We start from the raw sequence: 20107 nt of genomic DNA on the forward strand, positions 1-20107 counted from the left end.
TTTTGATTTTCATTGAGTATAAATCCTAATTTTTTCTCACTGTTTTAATCCCTCTATTTATGGTAAAATAAGACTATTAAGTTTAAAGAGGATTCCCTATGAAATTACAAAAACCAAAAGGAACGCAGGATATTTTACCTGCTGAATCTGCCAAATGGCAGTACGTTGAGGGCTTTGCCCGTGAGATTTTCAAGCGCTACAACTATGCAGAAGTGCGTACGCCTATTTTTGAGCATTACGAGGTCATCAGTCGCTCTGTCGGAGATACGACCGATATCGTAACCAAGGAAATGTACGATTTCTATGACAAGGGTGACCGTCATATTACCCTCCGTCCAGAAGGAACAGCGCCAGTTGTCCGTTCCTATGTGGAAAATAAACTCTTCGCACCAGAAGTGCAAAAGCCAAGTAAGTTCTACTACATGGGCCCTATGTTCCGTTATGAGCGTCCACAGGCAGGTCGTTTGCGCCAATTCCACCAGATTGGTGTTGAGTGTTTTGGCTCTAGCAATCCAGCTACCGATGTGGAAACCATCGCGATGGCAGCCCATTTCTTGAAAGAAATCGGTATCCAAGGTGTCAAATTACATCTTAATACTCTTGGGAATCCTGAGAGTCGTGCAGCCTACCGTCAAGCCTTGATCGACTATTTGACACCGCTCAAGGAGACCTTGTCGAAGGATAGCCAACGTCGTTTGGAGGAAAATCCTCTCCGTGTCTTGGACTCTAAGGAAAAAGAAGACAAGGTGGCAGTAGAGAATGCACCTTCTATCTTGGACTTTCTTGATGAAGAAAGCCAAGCTCATTTTGATGCTGTGCGTCAGATGTTGGAAAATCTTGGAGTAGACTATATCATCGATACCAATATGGTGCGTGGTCTGGACTACTACAACCACACCATTTTCGAGTTTATCACTGAGATCGAGGGCAATGACTTGACCGTCTGTGCAGGTGGTCGCTACGATGGCTTGGTTGCCTACTTTGGTGGTCCTGAAACTGCTGGATTTGGTTTTGGGCTTGGTGTAGAGCGCCTGCTTCTCATCCTTGAAAAGCAAGGTGTGGCTCTCCCTATCGAAAACGCCCTGGATGTTTATATCGCAGTCTTGGGAGAAGGGGCAAATGTCAAGGCCTTGGAGTTGGTACAGGCTCTTCGCCAGCAAGGTTTCAAAGCAGAGCGTGATTACCTCAACCGTAAACTCAAAGCTCAGTTCAAGTCAGCCGATGTCTTTGCGGCTAAGACCCTCATCACCCTAGGAGAGAGCGAAGTCGAAAGCGGACAAGTAACGGTCAAGAACAATCAAACCCGAGAAGAAGTGCAAGTGTCACTTGATGCAATCAGCAAAAATTTCTCAGAAATCTTTGAAAAACTAGGATTTTAATGATAGATAAACTGGTCAGAGAACTACTCTGACCTTTTTCTTTTGCAAAATGACAAGAATCATAAACTTTTTGACAAATATGCTTGTCAAAAAGAAAAAGATGTGTTACAATATAAGCAAGTTAAGAAATAAAGAATTAGGAGGGAGCCACATGTGGGTATGGATTTTTTTACCTTTTCTCGTCTTGATTTATAGTAGTCAATCTAAAAAAATCAAGCGGTTAGAGAAGAGGTTAAAGGTAATCGAAAGAAAAGAGAAAGGAAATATAGATATGTCAAGATTATTGCAAGAAATGATTGGAAAGAAACCAACAATCATTGGAGAACTATTTGGAACAAATTTTTGGGAAGTTGTGGATGTTGATGAGGAATGGGTCAAGCTACGATATGTAGACAAAACGGGAAAAGAAAAAATCAAGTTGCAACGTATTGAGGATATCCAAACAGTTGAATTTGACGGAGAGTAGGTGTGTAATATGCAACTAAAAAATCGTCTAAAAGAGCTTCGAGCTCGCGATGGCCTCAATCAAACCGAACTAGCCAAGCTAGCAGAGGTTTCCAGACAGACCATTAGCCTATTAGAACGGGACGAATACACCCCGTCCGTTGTGATTGCCTTGAAAATATCTCAAATTTTCAACGAAACAGTCGAATCGGTATTTCGCTTGGAGGAGGACGAGTGATGAACATGTATAAAGTGGTTTATTATATGAGTGTTCTTGCCCTTATTGTGAATGCCTTTGCTATGATTGGAACATTACTGGGGTGGTTCTATTTTGTTGAAAGTAAGTATTTGTTTTGGATTAACTTAGTCCTCTTGTCCATTTTCAATTGGTTAAAGAAAAAGGAGAAAAATGATGAACAAGTATAAAGTGATCTATTATGTAGTTGCCATAGCTCTATTAGTCAGCCTGTGTCTACTAATTGGAACAAATCTAGGATGGTTTGATCTCTATTACAGCGACCAATTTATTTGGGCCTACTTTGCTCTTATCCCAGTCGTTGACTGGATTGAAAAGAAAGCAAACAATTTAGCAAGTGAATAAGGAGAATGAATATGAAAAAGAAAAATAAACGTGGATTGTTGTTATTTTTAATGTCTGTTGTCTTGGGAGGTTTCTTGGGCATGTTTGTAGGGATGTTTAAGGCTGTTGCCGAATCCCACGGAATTATGTTAGATGTAAAAATCTTGATACCCTGGATATCAGCTATTTGTTTAGTGTTAGGTTTCATTAGCATTCTTTTGACGTTCAATTTCTTAAAGAAAAGCAGAAAATTTCACTCCTTGTATCAAGAGGAAATGGATGATGATCTGAATGAAAGCTATTATGTGCAAATGTATCGAAATCTCGAGTTTGGAACCATTGCTTTTAATATTGCAAGTGTAGCGATTTTATTGGCTCTTTTCATCTCAGGTAGTGAAGCGGTTGTACTAAATGGAAGCCATATAACCTTATCTCTTTCTTTTTTGGCATTAGTGCTGATTTTCAGTGTTCAAAAATATCTTTTCAAGACGATTTCGATTGTTCGTCAGTTTGATTTGGCATTTTTCTCTATTCCAAAGGATATGTTAGATTATGTCAATTCTTACGATGAAGGAGAACGACAAGCTAATTTGGAACAGAGTTTTCGGATTTTATTTCAATTAAACCAATATGTTTTACCAGGTTTGTATATTTTGATTGATATCGTTTCTGTATTTACGGGAGAAATTCAGTTATTAGGTCTTTTAGCTGTAGCTGTAGTCCATATTTATATCAATATAATGTTTATACCTATGGTAAAACGCTATTTCAAATAAAGGAGTTTCTATGATTCGTGTTGAAAATGTAAGCAAAAGTTTTGGGAGCAAAAAAGCTCTTCATCAGATTTCTTTTGAGATTAAGGAAGGTGAAATCTTTGGTTTTCTTGGCCCTTCTGGCTCAGGTAAAACAACCATGATCAACGTCTTGACGGGTCAGTTGGCTGCAGATCAAGGTAAGACAATTTTGTTAGGCAAGAATTCTCAAGATTTAACCTCAAATGATTTAGAACAAATCGGTATAGTTAGTGATGGCAGTGGTTTTTATGAAAAGATGAGTCTTTACAAAAATCTTCTCATCTATGCTAAGTTATATGGCCTCAAAGCAGAAAGAGTAAATCAGGTGCTCCAACAGGTTGGCTTGGCAGATGCTAAAGATATTATCGCAGAAAAACTATCTACTGGAATGAAACAACGAATGTTCTTGGCTCGTGCCCTTCTGAATGCTCCTAAGATTCTCTTTTTAGATGAGCCAACCAGTGGCTTAGACCCTACAACATCTAAGATGATTCATACCCTACTTCAAGAATTAAAGCAGGCGGGGACAACTATCTTTCTGACCACGCATGATATGAATGAAGCAACTCTGCTTTGTGATCGCTTATCTCTTTTAAATAAGGGGAACTTAATAGAGTATGGAAGTCCACAAGATATTATCCAGAAGTACCATGTGGATAAGAAAGTACGTGTGGTTTATAACGATGGACGAGAACAGATAGTTCCATTTGAAGAATTGCCACATTTAGACACGACAGATTTGATGGTGGTTCACTCTTGTGAGCCAACTCTAGAAGAAATCTTTATCAGATTGACAGGAGAAAAGTTAGATGTTTAGAAAATTAAATGCCCTACTATGGTTAAGAGTGCAAGTTCTTATTAGCAATTCAACTTTGTTAGCGACTTTATTGATGCCTTTTGGTACTGCTGTTCTATATAATGCATTCATGAATAAGAATGGAGAATTGGGTGCGTTTCTCCTTTCTATGAGTTTGACCATGGTCTTGAGCATGGGAAGTGGTTATATGGTATCGATTATGATGGCAGAAGATAAGGAAAAGCGCAATCTTAAATCACTCATCCTAAGTGGTGTGACAGCAACAGAATATACTCTTAGTATGCTCGTCCTCCCTTTGTTGATTATGTTGCTTGGAATGATTTTACTACCAGTCTATCTTAAAGTAGATGTATCGGGTTATTTAGTTGCCTATGTTATCTATTTGATTCTAGCAACTATTAGTGTTATTTTTCTCAACCTTCTAATCGGTGCGGTGTCAGATACTCAGTCTAAAGCGCAAGTTTATAGTATCTTCCCTATGTTAATCGTCTCTGTTTTACCTATGATTGCTCTTCAAAATGATACGGTTCAGAAAGTGTTAGATTACTCGTTCGTCGGTCCTATTGTAAATCTTTTAAATAAAAAAGGTGGAGAAATATCCTTTTCTAATATCGGCATGTTACTTGCATGGGTACTTGTGTTAGGAATAGCGAACCTCTTTGTATTGAAAAACAGCTATAAAGTAAGATAGGAGCCTTTTATGAAATTACTTAAAAACCTTGGCTGGTTTTTTCTAGCCCTTCTATCCTTTTTATTCATCTATGGCTTCATTCAGGGGCTCGCGACTACTTCGCTTGCCTTAGGCGCTTCACCCTATGCTGTTACCCTACTCTATGTGGCCTTGGCTGGAGTTTATGTGTACGGTATTTACAAATGGTATCAGAAAGGTCCTGTTCGTATTGAGAAGAGTGGCTTCAACCGATTTATTTGGCTTCCTGCCTTGGTTTGGTTCTTATCTCTGGTTGTCCAGTTTTTCTTGCCAAATGATCCTTCAGTAAATCAGCAAATAGCGATAGACTTGACCTTGTCTCAACCACTTTTCTCATTCTTTGCGGTCGTTATTTTTGCTCCTTTGACGGAAGAACTTATCTTTAGAGGGATGTTAGCGCGCTATCTCTTTCCTAAGCAGGACAATAGTAAACAAACTCTGCTTTTCCTTCTGGTATCTAGTGTTTTGTTTGCCTTAGGTCATTTCCCAGGTGATGTGCAACAATTTTTTGTCTATTTTAGCCTTGGTTTTAGTTTGGGTTTGGCTTACATTAGCAGAAAAGGTCTAGTCTACAGTATTTCTCTTCACGCTTTGAATAATTTAGTCGGCTTTTTGATGATTCTCATGCTATAATAGAGTCAGGAGGTCACATGAAACGAGTAATTTTATTAGCAGTGATTCAAGCAGTTGTTCTATTTTTCATCATTGGGGGATTAGCTTATGCCTTCAAAGGTGATTTCTTCTATAGCCATCTCGCAGTGGTCTTTGCCCCTATTGCCGGTATCTGGCGTTTTGGGACAGCTTACACAACGGAAATTGTCTTGCCTCGAAAGGCAGCTGAAATTGCTGAAAAGCGTAAAACAGGCAACAATTCAAAATAAAAGAGTCCGGTGAAATTTTCATCGGATTTTTGTATGGACGCTAATTTTTAGGGACTTTACCTGATTTTTAAAGACTGGCAAACTTTTCTGATGATTTTCATGAAGAGCCTGCGCTTTTATGGTAAAATAGTAACAGAATAAAAGAGGAGAGAAACAATGAAACGTAGTATGTATGTTGGTCGTGTTCGTGAGGAACACATCGGACAAGAAATGACCTTGAAAGGATGGGTTGGTCGTCGTCGTGACCTTGGTGGTTTGATTTTTATCGACCTTCGTGACCGTGAAGGAATCATGCAGTTGGTTATCAACCCTGAAAAAGTCTCTGCAGAGGTTATGGCAACAGCTGAAAGCCTTCGTAGCGAATTTGTTATCGAGGTGACTGGACAGGTCGCTGCGCGTGAGCAAGCCAATGATAAGTTGCCAACTGGTGCAGTTGAGTTAAACGTGACAGCTCTGACAGTGCTGAATACAGCTAAAACAACACCATTTGAGATTAAGGATGGCATTGAGGCCAATGACGATACGCGTTTGCGTTACCGTTACCTTGACCTGCGTCGTCCAGAAATGTTGGAAAATCTCAAACTTCGTGCTAAGGTAACCCACTCTATCCGAAATTACTTGGATGAGTTGGAATTTATCGACGTGGAGACACCATTCCTTTCTAAGTCAACTCCTGAAGGGGCGCGTGACTATTTGGTTCCGTCTCGTGTTAATAAAGGGCATTTTTACGCTCTTCCTCAAAGTCCACAAATCACGAAACAGCTCTTGATGAATGCTGGTTTTGACCGTTACTACCAAATCGTTAAATGTTTCCGTGACGAGGACTTGCGTGGTGACCGCCAGCCTGAGTTTACCCAGGTCGACTTGGAAACATCTTTCCTTACTGAGCAAGAAATCCAAGATATCACAGAAGGCTTGATTGCCCGTGTGATGAAGGAAACAAAAGGTATCGAAGTGACGCTTCCATTCCCTCGTATGAAATATGATGACGCTATGGCTCTTTATGGTTCTGATAAGCCTGACACGCGTTTTGACATGTTGCTTCAGGACTTGACAGAAGTGGTCAAAGGTGTTGACTTTAAAGTCTTTTCAGAAGCACCTGCTGTAAAAGCAATTGTAGTCAAAGGAGCTGCGGACAACTACTCACGTAAAGACATTGACAAGATGACGGAAGTAGCCAAACAGTACGGTGCCAAAGGTCTTGCTTGGGTTAAGGTTGTTGATGGAGAATTGAATGGACCTGTTGCTAAATTCTTGACAGCTATTCAAGGAGATTTGACAGCAGCTCTTGGTCTTGAAGATAAAGACTTGGTTCTCTTTGTGGCGGATACGCTTGAAGTGGCCAATGCAACTCTTGGTGCCCTTCGTGGACGTATTGCCAAAGAGCTTGGTTTGATTGACAATGATAAATTCAACTTCCTTTGGGTGGTTGATTGGCCAATGTTTGAATGGTCTGAAGAAGAAGGTCGCTACATGAGCGCCCACCATCCGTTCACCCTTCCACAGGAAGAAACAGCTCACGAATTAGAAGGTGATTTGGCTAAGGTTCGTGCCATTGCTTACGATATTGTCTTGAACGGTTATGAGCTTGGTGGTGGTAGCCTTCGTATCAACCAAAAAGACCTTCAAGAACGTATGTTTAAGGCTCTTGGTTTCTCAGCTGAAGAAGCAAATGACCAGTTTGGCTTCCTTCTTGAAGCCATGGACTATGGTTTCCCACCACACGGTGGCTTGGCTATCGGGCTTGACCGATTTGTCATGCTCTTAGCAGGAGAAGAAAATATCCGTGAAGTCATTGCCTTTCCTAAGAACAACAAGGCAAGTGACCCAATGACACAAGCTCCTTCAACAGTAGCTCTCAAACAACTAGAGGAACTCAGCTTACAAGTAGAAGAAGATGAAACAAGCAAAACGAATTAAGCGGTGGCGCTATTATCTGCGCCGCTTTGCTCATCAGATAAAAATTTTACGTGTCTTACAAAGCATCTCTCGTGAAAAATACGATGAGAAGATTTCGGCTTCTCTGGTCTATGGTTTTTTATCAGCAGTAGCGGTCAATTTCTTTTTCCAACCAGGTCATGTATATTCGAGTGGTGCGACAGGTCTGGCACAGATTATCTCTGCCTTGAGTAATCACTGGTTTAGTTTTCACATTCCGATTTCGCTAACCTTCTACGCTATTAATTTTCCTTTGATGGTCTTAGCTTGGTATCAGATTGGCCATAAGTTCACCGTCTTTACCTTTATCACGGTATCTATGAGTTCCTTCTTTATCCAGTTTGTCCCTGTGGCGACCTTAACGGAGGATCCCATTATCAATGCCCTTTTTGGGGGTGTTGTCATGGGCTTGGGTATTGGTTTCGCTCTTCGAAACAATATCTCAAGTGGTGGGACGGATATCGTTAGCCTGACTATTCGCAAGAAAACAGGTAAGAATGTCGGTAGTATTTCTTTCTTGGTAAATGGGACCATCATGCTGATAGCAGGTTTGACCTTTGGTTGGAAATACGCTCTCTACTCTATGATTACCATCTTTGTCTCTAGCCGTGTGACAGACGCTGTCTTTACCAAGCAAAAACGCATGCAGGCTATGATTGTGACCAATCATCCAGATAAAGTAATTGAGAAAATCCATAAAAAATTGCACCGCGGAGCAACCATGATCCACGATGCAGAAGGAACCTATAATCACGAGAGAAAGGCAGTTTTAATCACTGTCATTACACGTGCAGAGTTTAATGAATTTAAACAGATTATGAAACAGGTGGATCCAGGCGCCTTTGTCTCTGTATCTGAGAATGTTCATATTCTGGGACGGTTCGTTGAAACAGAAAATTAGTGACTAAAAAAACCAGCGCGAGCTGGTTTTTATTTTTCGATAATTTTGTGGGCGATTAACTGACGGTAACAAATTTGCTTATTGCTCTTAGCATCGTTGATAATCTGAAGAATCGTTTCAAATGATGTTTGACCAAGTTCTAGGCTATTGATGTCGACATAGGCTGCCAAGTTGAGCTTGGGATTGACTGAGTCGAAGCTGAGAACAGGGACATCCAGTTGGTGCTTAGCGATGTAGTCACAGACCCCTTCAGCTAGGAGGCTATCAGTTGTGATGATAGCATCAATCATAGGATCGTGTTTAAATAAACGCTTACTAAATTGATAACCTTTTTCTTCTAGGAATTCGTTCGCAAAATAGGTCAAATTTCCATCAATAGGCAGTTGGTACTGTTTGAGTGCGGACTCATAGCCTGTTAAACGGTCTTGTGTTACGAAGAGTCTCTTAGTCCCTCCAATAAAGGCAATTCGTTTGCAGCCTTTTTTGATGAAATATTCAGTCGCATCAAAGCCAGCTTGAACGTTGTCATTATCGACAAGTGGAATGAAGGGGGACAGAGATTTTCCGAGGATGAGGAAGGGGAACTGCTCATCAGCCACCAGTTTGACTAAAGGATCTTCCTCTTCGGCATAAAGGAAAATTAAACCGTCTACACGTTTACCATAGACCATTTGTGAGATGGCAGTAAGACGCTCCTTCTCATCTTTCCCTGTTGCTATCTGAATGGCATAGTGGTTTTCAGAGGCGACTTGAGAGATGCCGCGTAGGACTGATGGAAAGAAAGGATTCTGGTAGAAGGCATCTGAGTCGTCAGGAAGAACCAATCCGATAACTTGCGTATAACTGCTTACCAAGCTACGAGCATTGAGGTTGGGATGGTAATTGAGCTCCTTCATCGCCTTGCGAACACGTTTTTTTGTTTCGTCGCTAATGGTTGATTTGTTTTGAATAACACGGGTTACGGTTGAAGGCGAAACACCAGCAGCCTTGGCCACGTCTTTAATCGTAACGGGCATAAAAATCTCCTATTTATGGTAATCTGGATCACGGAAATGCGTTTTATAAAAGATAGTGACCAGATACAGAACAAAAAGAATGTTCTGTACAGTGATGAGGTTTGACATATTTTGGCCAAAGAGTCCCAAAATAAGCGTAATCAGAGTCGGCAATCCTAAACAGTTCAAGGTAAAATGGTAGCACTCTTTAAAGGTTTTAAATGAAAAGAGGCGTGATTTCTTAGTGATGTAAAGGAGAAGACTAGCTCCTAGAGAGACGATAAAGAAATTCAAACCAAAGAGGAAGCTTGCACCGAGAACTAGGAAGAGACTGATATAGACACGATTTTGTTGGTACCAGTCTTTAGAAATCGCTTGGGTCAAGCTGTCTTTGCTTTTGAAACCCTCAGTCTGAATCGCCCGGTAAGAGATGCGGGTCAGTTCCTTACTTTCCTTGCTGATGACTAGCTCATTCGTATCGAAATGCAGTTGCAAGTCCTTAGGTAACTCCTTACTTTGACTTGGACCGATTAAAAGAGAAGGGGCTTGACTAGCTGTTCCTGTATAAGTTAATTTACCATCAACAATTGCAGCATGCTCAGAGAGGTCCTGGACAACCTCATCTGTCAATGGTTCATAGACATTATCGATAAAGGTTTCTAGCGGATAAGTCTCCTGCGAGCTGTTTTGGATGGCAATAGGTACCATAGATAAGCTAATAAGGAAGATACTGGTAAAGAGCAGTTGAAACCAGTTGAGTCCGAAACGTTTGGACAGGGGCTTACGAAATCCCCAAATACTTGAAAAATAAGAAAATGGATATGGAAGCATAGGTATCTTTCTAAAAGGTGTTTTCTATATGAGTATTATTATATAGAGAAATGCGCTTTATTTCAAGTCTAGGAGAAAAATTGCTTGTTGCAAGAATATTATTTACAGTAGCAATCGCTAATACTCAATGAAAATCAAAGAGCAAACTAGGAAGCTAGCCGCAGGTTGTTCAAAACACTGTTTTGAGGTTGTGGATAGAACTGACGAAGTCAGTAACCGTACTACGGCAAGGTGAAGCTGACGTGGTTTGAAGAGGTTTTCGAAGAGTATAAAATGAAAAAGGGTGGCGGGGATATATTATCCCTTGTCGCCACCACTTGTAAGTCCTGAAACAAAGTTCTTTTGTAGGAAGAAGAAGAGAATACAGATTGGAAGGGCAATGAGGATAGCACCTGCTGAGAAGTAGGCAATCTTCAAGTTTTTCACATTGCTAACGAAGGTTTGGAGACCTACGGCAACAGTAAAGTATTCTTTCTCACGAAGCAAGAAACTAGAGAGGATATAGTCTCCAAAAGGTCCCATGAAGGCCCAGAGAGCTTGTACGGCAACCATTGGGCGAACAAGTGGAAGAACAATTTGCCAGAAGCGGCGGAAGTGTCCTGCACCGTCTAGTTTTGCAGATTCGTCTAGAGACATTGGCACTGTATCGAAGTAGCCCTTCATGAGCCAAGCATTCATCGGGATACCACCACCAACGTAGAGGAAGATGAGGAACCAGCTGTGGTTAAGGGCGTTCAACATAAGTGCCATAACGAAGAAGGCTGTCAAAGCGGCCATGGTTGGCACCATTTGGATAATCAAGAAGAAGACCAAACTTTGTTTACGAGCCAAGAAGTTGTAACGGCTGTAAGCATAACCAGCAAGTACGATAATACTTGTTTGAACAGCCATAGTAATTAAGGCGATAATCAAAGTGTTGAGGTACCAAGTACCGTACAAGGTTTCAGTGAAGAGGCCTTTAAAGTTATCAAAATTGAGGTCGATATTAGTATCTAGTTTAAAGGCTGAGACGTTACCTGCTTTAAAGGCTGACATGATGGTAATCAAAAGTGGATAGATAATCACGATTGATAGGCCAATTAAGTAGAGGTAAGTAAGGGTTTGAGTCAGTCTACGTTTGAGTTTAATTGAGTTATTCATCTTAGACGTCCTCCATATCAAATGCGTGTAGTTTCTTGAATGCGATCATAGAGATTGAGATGACAATGATAGAGATAATCAAGGTAACAGCTGCCGCCATTGAGTATTGAGGAGATGTACCTGTTGTCAAACGGTAGATCCATGAGATCAAGATATCGGTTGAACCAGCTCCACCTCCGACACTACCAGGTCCTCCACCATTGAAGAGGTACATGATAGAGAAGTTGTTAAAGTTGAAGGTGTATTGGCTGATCAAAGTAGGTGCCGCAACGGCCAAGATCATTGGGAAAGTGATGTTGCGGAATTTTTGCCAAGCATTGGCACCGTCAATATAAGCTGCTTCGTAAAGGTCGTTAGGGATAGATTGTAAGATACCTAAAGTCAAAACGTAGATGTATGGGAATCCAAGCCAACCTTGCATCATAATCAAGGCAATTTTTGTCCAAGTTGGATCTGTTTTCCAAGGAATAAGAGCACCATCAAGGAAAGGAAGGAATTTAGCAAAGATTGGCAAGACTTGAGTGTTGATAGCACCGACACTATCATTAAACATATTTGAGAATGTCAAGATAGTGATGAAGGCTGGGACAGCCCAAGGAAGAAGGAAAATAACACCAAAGATACGTTTTCCTTTGATAAATGGTTGGTTAGCAATGATAGCTGTGAAGATACCGATTACGATTTGTAAAGTTGAGGCAGCCAAAGCCCAGATGATAGTCCAAGAAAGAACGGAACCGAAGGCAGAACGGAAGGTACTCAAACTCCAGATGTTCGTAAAGTTCGTCAAACCAACCCAGTCCAACAATTTGTTTGGTGGCAAGTGTTGGAAGTCGTAGTTGGTAAAGGCGATCATCAAGGTTACGATAACTGGGAAGATAATCGCAAAAGTCATGGCAACATAAGATGGAATGATCAAGAGGTAAGGGAAGCCATTTTCATAGATTCCTTTGACCATTTCTTTAAAGGTAAGTGCTACTGGTATGCCATTGTTAATGTGTTTGGCAGTTGTATATGCATCTTTGATATTTGCGAAATAAAAGAGTACATAAACAACTACAAAGATTAAATGGAAGGCACCGCGAATCAACATAAAGAGGGAATTGTCACGACCTGGTTTGTCACCAAGAGTGATGAGATTGCTCAATTCAGGGGCTGCAAGTGCTAGGAAGTAGAGGACAAATACAAAGGTTACACCAAGGAAGATAAAACCTTTGGCTTTTTGTTTATTGTAAATCTGTCCTAACCCAGGAATGATAGACAGCAGGGCTGCTTTACTAGGTTGTTGCTTTTCCATAATAACTCCTTTCATAGGATACTGGTTTCTAGATAAAACCTAAACTATTTGTGTTTTTGTTGATAAATTCAAAGGGGGATTTGATTTCCACCCCCCTTGAACAAATTTCTTATTCACCAAATTTTTGTTTGATTGTTTCTTTGATCAATGTTACAGCATCGTTAGCTGCTGTTTTAGCATCTTTCTTGCCACTTACAGCATCAAAGAGCATATTTTTCGCTGGATCCCAAACTGCAGACATTTGAGAGATGTTTGGCATTGGTTGAGCGTTCTTGAACTGTTTGATAACAGCAGTTGTCAACTCATCGTTTTTACCTTCAGCGTATGAACGAGCCTCAGTGTTAGCTGGGATTTCGTTAGTCTTATCGTATAATACTTTTTGTTGTTCAGTTGAAACAAGGAAGTCTACAAATTTTTGAGAAGCTTCAAGGTTCTTAGTGGCTTGAGGGATGACCCAAGCTTTACCACCACCAAATGCAGCATATTCTTTTCCGTTTGGAAGAGTTGGGATAGTCGCAACACCGTAGTTTACTTTAGCATCTTTGAAGGCTTGAGCTTTCCAAGGTCCGTCGATGATAGCAGCTGTTTTACCTTCTTGGAATTGAGTTTGGATTAAGTTACCAGCACCTTCAGTATCTTGCATACCTTTAGGCCATTTTTCATACCAAGATTTAGCGTACTCTATACCTTTGATAGCGCCGTCGTTGGCAAGACCGATATCTTTAGCGTCTTTACCGTTTTGTCCGAATACGTAAGCGCCGTTACCAGCAAGAAGTCCGTATGCATAGTAGAAGTTTGTCCAGTCAGCTAGGAAAGCAGAAGTTTTTCCATCTTCTCCAGCGAAGGCATATTTGCTATCTTTAGCAAGGTTTTCTAAGTCAGCAAAAGTTTTTGGAGCTTCTTTTATCAAGTCTTTGTTGTAGTACATAACAAGTGACTCGATAACGGCAGGAGCACCGTAAACTTTACCATTAGCAGCTGTTACAAGAGATTTAGTTGTGTCGTCTGTTTTAGCACCATCGCTCAATTTCACTTCTGAAAGTTGTCCGTCAGAACCAAGGCTACCTACACGGTCGTATGGAGCCATCATAATATCAGGGACATTACCAGATTGGTTGTCAAGAGAAAGTTTATCAAGACCTCCTAGAGCATCACCAGTTTTAAGAGTGATTTTTACCCCAGCTTCTTTTTCATAAGCTTTAGCAACCTCTTCAATATAGCTCTTATATCCCTCGTCTACATATACAGTGAGTTCTTTCGCTTCAGATGAACCAGAATCAGCAGGCTTATCAGCAGTTTTGCTTCCGCAAGCTACCAAAAGCAAGCTAGCAAGTGTAACAGTTCCAAGCACAGCAGTGCTCTTCATGAATTTAGATGACATAGTGTATTCCTCCTAAAGAATAACAAATTTTATAATGAGGAAACGCAAACGTTTTCCTTTATGGGACTAGTATAGCACAAATAGAAAACGGTTGCAAGTGTTTTTTGTAAAAATTTTAAAAAAATTTCACGGGAATGGTAAGCGTTTTATTTGTTTATAATAGAAGAAAAGTCGGAAAATATATTTTCATGATTTTACTGAAATTATTTAGGGAAACGATTGCCTAAATTTTGAACAAAAAATAAATTGCTCTAGACCAAAAGTAGGCTAAGTTGAGCCTTCTATTTGTAGTTGAAGAAGATTTTGTAAATAGAAAAGAAAAATGTATATGTATACATAAAGAAGGACAAGTTTTTTTAAAAAAAATAATCAAAAAGTTTTTTAAAAACGCTTGCAATTATTCCAAAAATAAAGTATACTTATCTTAACGCAAACGTTTGCGCCCAAAAATGAAAATTTAAACTACAAATACACGAGGTGTTGTTTATGAAAAAACGTCAAAGTGGTGTGTTGATGCACATCTCTTCTCTACCAGGAGCCTACGGAATCGGATCGTTTGGTCAAAGTGCTTACGACTTCGTTGATTTCTTGGTCCGTACAAAACAACGTTACTGGCAAATCCTTCCATTAGGAACAACTAGTTACGGAGATTCTCCTTACCAGTCTTTCTCAGCCTTCGCAGGAAACACTCATTTTATCGATTTGGATATCTTGGTGGAGCAAGGTTTGTTGGAAGCAAGTGACCTTGAAGGAGTTGACTTTGGTAGCGATGCGTCTGAAGTTGACTATGCTAAGATTTACTATGCACGTCGTCCTCTTTTAGAAAAAGCGGTGAAACGTTTCTTTGAAGTCGGAGATGTTAAAGATTTTGAGAAATTTGCTCAAGACAACCAATCATGGCTTGAGCTCTTTGCTGAGTATATGGCTATCAAAGAGCATTTTGACAATCTTGCTTGGACTGAATGGCCAGATGCTGATGCTCGTGTTCGTAAAGCTTCAGCACTTGAAAGCTACCGTGAGCAATTGGCAGACAAGTTGGTTTACCACCGTGTGACTCAATACTTCTTCTTCCAACAATGGTTGAAATTGAAAGCTTACGCTAACGACAACCACATCGAAATCGTTGGGGACATGCCAATCTACGTAGCGGAAGATTCAAGCGATATGTGGGCAAATCCACATCTCTTCAAGACAGATGTCAACGGTAAGGCGACTTGCATAGCAGGATGCCCACCAGATGAGTTTTCTGCAACTGGTCAGCTTTGGGGTAACCCAATCTATGATTGGGAAGCAATGGACAAAGACGGCTACAAATGGTGGATTGAACGCTTGCGTGAAAGCTTCAAAATCTACGATATCGTTCGTATCGACCACTTCCGTGGTTTCGAGTCTTACTGGGAAATCCCTGCTGGTTCCGATACAGCAGCACCTGGTGAGTGGGTGAAAGGTCCGGGCTACAAGCTCTTTGCAGCTGTTAAGGAAGAACTTGGTGAGTTAAACATCATCGCAGAAGACCTTGGCTTCATGACAGATGAAGTTATTGAGTTGCGTGAACGTACTGGCTTCCCAGGAATGAAGATTCTTCAATTTGCCTTCAACCCAGAAGACGAAAGCATCGATAGCCCACATTTGGCACCTGCTAACTCAGTTATGTACACAGGAACTCACGATAACAACACGGTCCTTGGTTGGTACCGTAACGAGATTGATGATGCGACTCGTGAGTACATGGCTCGCTACACTAACCGTAAAGAATACGAAACAGTTCCACACGCTATGCTTCGTACAGTCTTTTCATCAGTTAGCTTCATGGCAATTGCAACTATGCAAGATTTGCTAGAATTGGATGAGACAGCTCGTATGAACTTCCCATCTACCCTTGGTGGAAACTGGTCTTGGCGTATGACTGAAGAGCAATTGACACCAGCTGTCGAGGAAGGTTTGCTTGACTTGACAACAATCTATCGACGAATTAATGAAAATTTGGTAGAATTAAAGAAATAATACAATATCAGGAGACACCTTAAACATGTTATCACTACAAGAATTTGTACAAAATCGTTACAATAAAACCATTGCAGAATGTAGCAATGAAGAGCTTTACCTTGCTCTTCTTAACTACAGCAAACTTGCAAGCAGCCAAAAACCAGTCAACACTGGTAAAAAGAAAGTTTACTATATCTCAGCTGAGTTCTTGATTGGTAAACTCTTGTCAAACAACTTGATCAACCTTGGTCTTTACGACGATGTCAAAAAAGAACTTGCTGCTGCAGGTAAAGACTTGATCGAAGTTGAAGAAGTTGAATTGGAACCATCTCTTGGTAATGGTGGTTTGGGACGTTTGGCTGCCTGCTTTATCGACTCAATTGCGACTCTTGGTTTGAATGGTGACGGTGTTGGTCTTAATTACCACTTTGGTCTTTTCCAACAAGTTCTTAAAAACAACCAACAAGAAACAATTCCAAATGCATGGTTGACAGAGCAAAACTGGTTGGTTCGCTCAAGCCGTAGCTACCAAGTACCATTTGCAGACTTTACTTTGACATCAACTCTTTACGATATTGATGTTACTGGTTATGAAACAGCAACTAAAAACCGCTTGCGTTTGTTTGACTTGGATTCAGTTGATTCTTCTATTATTAAAGATGGTATCAACTTTGACAAGACAGATATCGCTCGCAACTTGACTCTCTTCCTTTACCCAGATGATAGTGACCGTCAAGGTGAATTGCTCCGTATCTTCCAACAATACTTCATGGTTTCAAACGGTGCGCAATTGATCATCGACGAAGCAATCGAAAAAGGAAGCAACTTGCATGACCTTGCTGATTACGCAGTTGTACAAATCAACGATACTCACCCATCAATGGTTATCCCTGAATTGATCCGTCTTTTGACTGCACGTGGTATCGAGCTTGACGAAGCAATCTCAATCGTTCGTAGCATGACTGCCTACACTAACCACACAATCCTTGCTGAAGCCCTTGAAAAATGGCCTCTTGAATTCTTGCAAGAAGTGGTTCCTCACTTGGTACCAATCATCGAAGAATTGGATCGTCGTGTGAAAGCAGAATACAAAGATCCAGCTGTTCAAATTATCGATGAGAGCGGACGTGTTCACATGGCTCACATGGATATCCACTACGGATACAGCGTTAACGGGGTTGCAGCACTTCACACTGAAATCTTGAAAAATTCTGAGTTGAAAGCTTTCTACGACCTTTACCCAGAAAAATTCAACAACAAAACAAACGGTATCACTTTCCGTCGTTGGCTCATGCATGCTAACCCAAGATTGTCTCACTACTTGGATGAGATTCTTGGAGAAGGTTGGCACCATGAAGCAGATGAGCTTGAAAAACTCTTGTCTTATGAAGACAAAGCAGCTGTCAAAGAAAAATTGGAAAGCATCAAGGCTCACAACAAACGTAAATTGGCTCGTCACTTGAAAGAACACCAAGGTGTAGAAATCAATCCAAACTCTATCTTTGATATCCAAATCAAACGTCTTCACGAGTACAAACGCCAACAAATGAACGCTTTGTACGTGATCCACAAATACCTTGACATCAAAGCTGGTAACATCCCTGCTCGTCCAATCACAATCTTATTTGGTGGTAAAGCAGCTCCAGCCTATACAATCGCTCAAGACATCATCCACTTGATTCTTTGCATGTCAGAAGTTATTGCTAACGATCCAGCAGTAGCTCCACACTTGCAAGTAGTTATGGTTGAAAACTACAACGTTACTGCAGCAAGCTTCCTTATCCCAGCATGTGATATCTCAGAACAAATCTCACTTGCTTCTAAAGAAGCTTCAGGTACTGGTAACATGAAATTCATGTTGAACGGAGCTTTGACTCTTGGTACTATGGACGGAGCTAACGTGGAGATCGCTGAGTTGGTTGGTGATGAAAACATCTACATCTTTGGTGAAGATTCAGAAACTGTTATCGACCTTTACGCAAAAGCAGCTTACAAATCAAGCGAATTCTACGCTCGTGAAGCTATCAAACCATTGGTTGACTTCATCGTTAGCGATGCAGTTCTTGCAGCTGGAAACAAAGAGCGCTTGGAACGTCTTTACAATGAATTGATCAACAAAGACTGGTTCATGACTCTTCTTGACTTGGAAGACTACATCAAAGTGAAAGAGCAAATGCTTGCTGACTATGAAGACCGTGACGCATGGTTGGATAAAGTTATCGTTAACATTTCTAAAGCAGGATTCTTCTCATCTGACCGTACAATCGCTCAGTATAACGAAGATATCTGGCACTTGAACTAAGATACAAATTCATACTAATACATTTTGTAAAAAAGCGAGTTTCGATTGAAATTCGCTTTTTTAATGATGTAGATTTGAGTCAATCTTGTCTTAAAAAGATAGAAATCATAGATACAGTGAAGGCTTTAAATGCTGGTTTTTACGGTATTCAGCCTTATATTTCTTCGTAGTTGATTACCTCATATTTCTTGCATCCGTTTACATCAAGTATTATAATATAATTGTAGGAAAGAAGGTGTTTTTATGTGGAAAAAATATTTTTCAAAATATAGATGGACTGATTTATTTTGGATTTTATTTATCATTTTGACCTGCCTCTATATAGGTAATCACGATTTGTTTCCTCTCAATCATCAAGAAATCTCTTTTCGTGGTAGCTTTTGGGGTCTGGTACTGGCCCTATATCACTTACTGTTTATTGATAAGTTTGTTATCTCGAATCGAAAATAAAGTTTAGGGCTATGCTTGACTGTGTACCTTTAGGATTGATTTTTGGGGGAAGATTTTGTCTCTATTATTTATTATTTTAAATTTGTTTATCTTGTACAAGATCTATTCTTTGAGACGGGAGAAATCGAAATACTTGATTTATACGGCCTATATCATATTTGGAATAAATGTAATATATGGTATTCAATGGTTATTAAGAGAATTGATTTCAAAGATTTCCGCTTAATGTGTATAGAAATTCCAGTGATTTTTGCATAACAAAACGCATAAGATTAAGGTTTTTGAGCACCTGTTCTTATGCGTTTTTGTAATATTAAAGATTTTCGGTAAGTTTTATACCTTTGGGAAGTCTAGTTTAGAATGCTTTCCCAACCAGAATCTCTGCCTCAATGGTAATCTCTGTCAAGTCGCTCCAGTCAATCTTAGTCTGGTCGATGTGAAAGAGTAGGGGCGTCATGCTGAGTAGGGCTTGGAGTTGCTCTGTTGTGATAGTCTTAGTCAGAGAGGCTGTTTGGCTAGATAGGATGGTAAAGTGTTCTTGGAAATGATTTTTGATATCTTGGTTGGAATAATCCTTGTTTGTCAGCTGGTCTTGTACCTTCTGACGAATTTCCCTGAGGTGATTTTTAGTTGGAATAACCTTTATCAAGATACCGTCTTTGGATAAAACGCGACGAAATTCTCCATAGTTGGCAGGTGAGAAGATATCAAGCAGGATATCCATGCTGGCGTCTTTTATAGGGAGACGAGCTAGGTCGCCAACGAACCAATTGACTGCCCAGTTTGGTTCACTCTTGGCAGCGATTTGGACGGAATCTTTGGAAATATCAAAGGCATAGAAGGTTTTGTCAGGATGACTTTCTTGGAGCTTGCGAGAATAGAATCCTTCACCACAACCAATATCCAAGACAGTTTTTGCGGACGGATTAGTTGCTGGTAAGTCCGAAATATCTTCTAAAATAGCCTGATAAAATCCAGCTTCTAGGATTTGTTGACGGTTTTGAAAATTTTCCTTGTCATAGTTAGCAGATTGCTTGATTTGAGGGGCTAGATTGACATAGCCGAATTTCGCCAAGTCAAAAGAATGGCGATTGTTGCATTTAAGACTGCTCTCTACCAGAGTCAGATTTTCTTGACAGATAGGGCAGGCAAAGGCAGTCGCAGAAGCAAAACGCTGGAGTTTGGGTTTGAGATTTGTATTCATAGTTTAAGTGTATCAAAAGAGGCAAATGAAAGCAACTTTAGGAGTAAGTAGATGGGAGATTCAGTAGAAATAAAACTAATA

General features: G+C 40.3%; 21 protein-coding genes. 15 read left to right on the plus strand and 6 right to left on the minus strand.

Annotated elements, in window-relative coordinates:
- The first annotated feature begins 98 nt into the window (after window positions 1-98).
- From hisS to HMPREF1048_RS07920, 12 genes are all read left to right on the plus strand, one after another.
- Entirely contained in the window at window positions 99-1379 is a 1281-nt protein-coding gene (hisS, locus tag HMPREF1048_RS07865) for a histidine--tRNA ligase (protein ID WP_000775855.1), read from the plus strand.
- 271 nt (window positions 1380-1650) lie between these two features.
- A complete protein-coding gene (locus HMPREF1048_RS13480) occupies window positions 1651-1845 on the plus strand; it encodes an aspartyl-tRNA synthetase (RefSeq protein ID WP_224782228.1) in 195 nt (64 codons plus the stop codon).
- 9 nt (window positions 1846-1854) lie between these two features.
- Window positions 1855-2061 (plus strand): helix-turn-helix transcriptional regulator, encoded by a 207-nt coding sequence (locus HMPREF1048_RS07875; protein WP_001176233.1) that lies wholly within the window; start codon window positions 1855-1857, stop codon window positions 2059-2061.
- A complete protein-coding gene (locus HMPREF1048_RS07880) occupies window positions 2061-2249 on the plus strand; it encodes a hypothetical protein (RefSeq protein ID WP_001057594.1) in 189 nt (62 codons plus the stop codon). The genes HMPREF1048_RS07875 and HMPREF1048_RS07880 overlap by 1 nt, the downstream gene beginning before the upstream one ends.
- Window positions 2236-2424, plus strand: a complete 189-nt coding sequence (locus HMPREF1048_RS07885) for a hypothetical protein (RefSeq protein ID WP_001046122.1) — start codon at window positions 2236-2238, stop codon at window positions 2422-2424. The genes HMPREF1048_RS07880 and HMPREF1048_RS07885 overlap by 14 nt, the downstream gene beginning before the upstream one ends.
- An 11-nt stretch (window positions 2425-2435) precedes the next feature.
- Window positions 2436-3179 (plus strand): DUF3169 family protein, encoded by a 744-nt coding sequence (locus HMPREF1048_RS07890; RefSeq protein WP_000728782.1) that lies wholly within the window; start codon window positions 2436-2438, stop codon window positions 3177-3179.
- A 10-nt stretch (window positions 3180-3189) separates the two neighbouring features.
- The gene (locus tag HMPREF1048_RS07895; RefSeq protein ID WP_000621672.1) at window positions 3190-4014 is read left to right on the plus strand and encodes an ABC transporter ATP-binding protein; all 825 of its coding nucleotides are present in this window, start codon (window positions 3190-3192) and stop codon (window positions 4012-4014) included.
- The gene (locus tag HMPREF1048_RS07900) at window positions 4007-4705 is read left to right on the plus strand and encodes an ABC transporter permease (RefSeq protein ID WP_000488860.1); all 699 of its coding nucleotides are present in this window, start codon (window positions 4007-4009) and stop codon (window positions 4703-4705) included. The genes HMPREF1048_RS07895 and HMPREF1048_RS07900 overlap by 8 nt, the downstream gene beginning before the upstream one ends.
- Window positions 4706-4714: 9 nt before the next feature.
- Window positions 4715-5356 carry a CPBP family intramembrane glutamic endopeptidase gene (locus HMPREF1048_RS07905; RefSeq protein WP_000771199.1) on the plus strand — a complete coding sequence of 214 codons (642 nt, stop codon included), beginning with the start codon at window positions 4715-4717 and terminating at the stop codon, window positions 5354-5356.
- Between the two features lie 17 nt (window positions 5357-5373).
- Window positions 5374-5604 (plus strand): hypothetical protein, encoded by a 231-nt coding sequence (locus HMPREF1048_RS07910; protein ID WP_000832194.1) that lies wholly within the window; start codon window positions 5374-5376, stop codon window positions 5602-5604.
- A gap of 156 nt (window positions 5605-5760) precedes the next feature.
- On the plus strand, window positions 5761-7524 hold the full coding sequence (gene aspS / locus HMPREF1048_RS07915) for an aspartate--tRNA ligase (protein WP_000830939.1): 1764 nt from the start codon (window positions 5761-5763) through the stop codon (window positions 7522-7524).
- On the plus strand, window positions 7502-8443 hold the full coding sequence (locus HMPREF1048_RS07920) for a YitT family protein (RefSeq protein ID WP_000806282.1): 942 nt from the start codon (window positions 7502-7504) through the stop codon (window positions 8441-8443). The genes aspS and HMPREF1048_RS07920 overlap by 23 nt, the downstream gene beginning before the upstream one ends.
- 29 nt (window positions 8444-8472) lie before the next feature.
- Here HMPREF1048_RS07920 and HMPREF1048_RS07925 read toward each other — a convergent pair whose 3' ends face one another.
- The 5 genes from HMPREF1048_RS07925 to HMPREF1048_RS07950 all read right to left on the minus strand — a co-directional run bounded on the left by HMPREF1048_RS07925 (window position 8473) and on the right by HMPREF1048_RS07950 (window position 14084).
- A complete protein-coding gene (locus tag HMPREF1048_RS07925) occupies window positions 8473-9459 on the minus strand; it encodes a LacI family DNA-binding transcriptional regulator (protein ID WP_001145444.1) in 987 nt (328 codons plus the stop codon).
- A gap of 9 nt (window positions 9460-9468) precedes the next feature.
- Window positions 9469-10269 (minus strand): DUF1189 domain-containing protein, encoded by an 801-nt coding sequence (locus HMPREF1048_RS07930; RefSeq protein WP_000938249.1) that lies wholly within the window; start codon window positions 10267-10269, stop codon window positions 9469-9471.
- 297 nt (window positions 10270-10566) lie between these two features.
- Window positions 10567-11409 (minus strand): sugar ABC transporter permease, encoded by an 843-nt coding sequence (locus HMPREF1048_RS07940; RefSeq protein WP_001065647.1) that lies wholly within the window; start codon window positions 11407-11409, stop codon window positions 10567-10569.
- A gap of 1 nt (window position 11410) precedes the next feature.
- Window positions 11411-12703, minus strand: a complete 1293-nt coding sequence (locus HMPREF1048_RS07945; RefSeq protein ID WP_000414949.1) for a sugar ABC transporter permease — start codon at window positions 12701-12703, stop codon at window positions 11411-11413.
- Between the two features lie 109 nt (window positions 12704-12812).
- On the minus strand, window positions 12813-14084 hold the full coding sequence (locus HMPREF1048_RS07950) for a maltodextrin ABC transporter substrate-binding protein (RefSeq protein ID WP_000095481.1): 1272 nt from the start codon (window positions 14082-14084) through the stop codon (window positions 12813-12815).
- 486 nt (window positions 14085-14570) lie between these two features.
- Between HMPREF1048_RS07950 and malQ the strand changes: the two genes are divergently transcribed.
- The 3 genes from malQ (at window position 14571) to HMPREF1048_RS13650 (ending at window position 18822) form a co-directional block, all read left to right on the plus strand.
- Window positions 14571-16088: a 4-alpha-glucanotransferase gene (gene malQ / locus HMPREF1048_RS07955; RefSeq protein ID WP_000747300.1), complete on the plus strand. Its 1518-nt coding sequence runs from the start codon at window positions 14571-14573 to the stop codon at window positions 16086-16088.
- Window positions 16089-16113: 25 nt separating this feature from the next.
- On the plus strand, window positions 16114-18372 hold the full coding sequence (gene glgP, locus HMPREF1048_RS07960) for a glycogen/starch/alpha-glucan family phosphorylase (protein WP_000950168.1): 2259 nt from the start codon (window positions 16114-16116) through the stop codon (window positions 18370-18372).
- Between the two features lie 243 nt (window positions 18373-18615).
- Window positions 18616-18822, plus strand: a complete 207-nt coding sequence (locus HMPREF1048_RS13650; protein ID WP_000265680.1) for a hypothetical protein — start codon at window positions 18616-18618, stop codon at window positions 18820-18822.
- Window positions 18823-19177: 355 nt separating this feature from the next.
- Here the strand turns inward: HMPREF1048_RS13650 and HMPREF1048_RS07965 are convergent, their stop codons facing one another.
- Window positions 19178-20026: a putative RNA methyltransferase gene (locus HMPREF1048_RS07965; protein ID WP_001095523.1), complete on the minus strand. Its 849-nt coding sequence runs from the start codon at window positions 20024-20026 to the stop codon at window positions 19178-19180.
- Window positions 20027-20107: the final 81 nt, after the last annotated feature.

It is taken from the genome of Streptococcus mitis SK575 (assembly GCF_000257865.1).
In the GTDB taxonomy this organism is placed as follows: Bacteria; Bacillota; Bacilli; order Lactobacillales; family Streptococcaceae; genus Streptococcus; species Streptococcus mitis_CQ.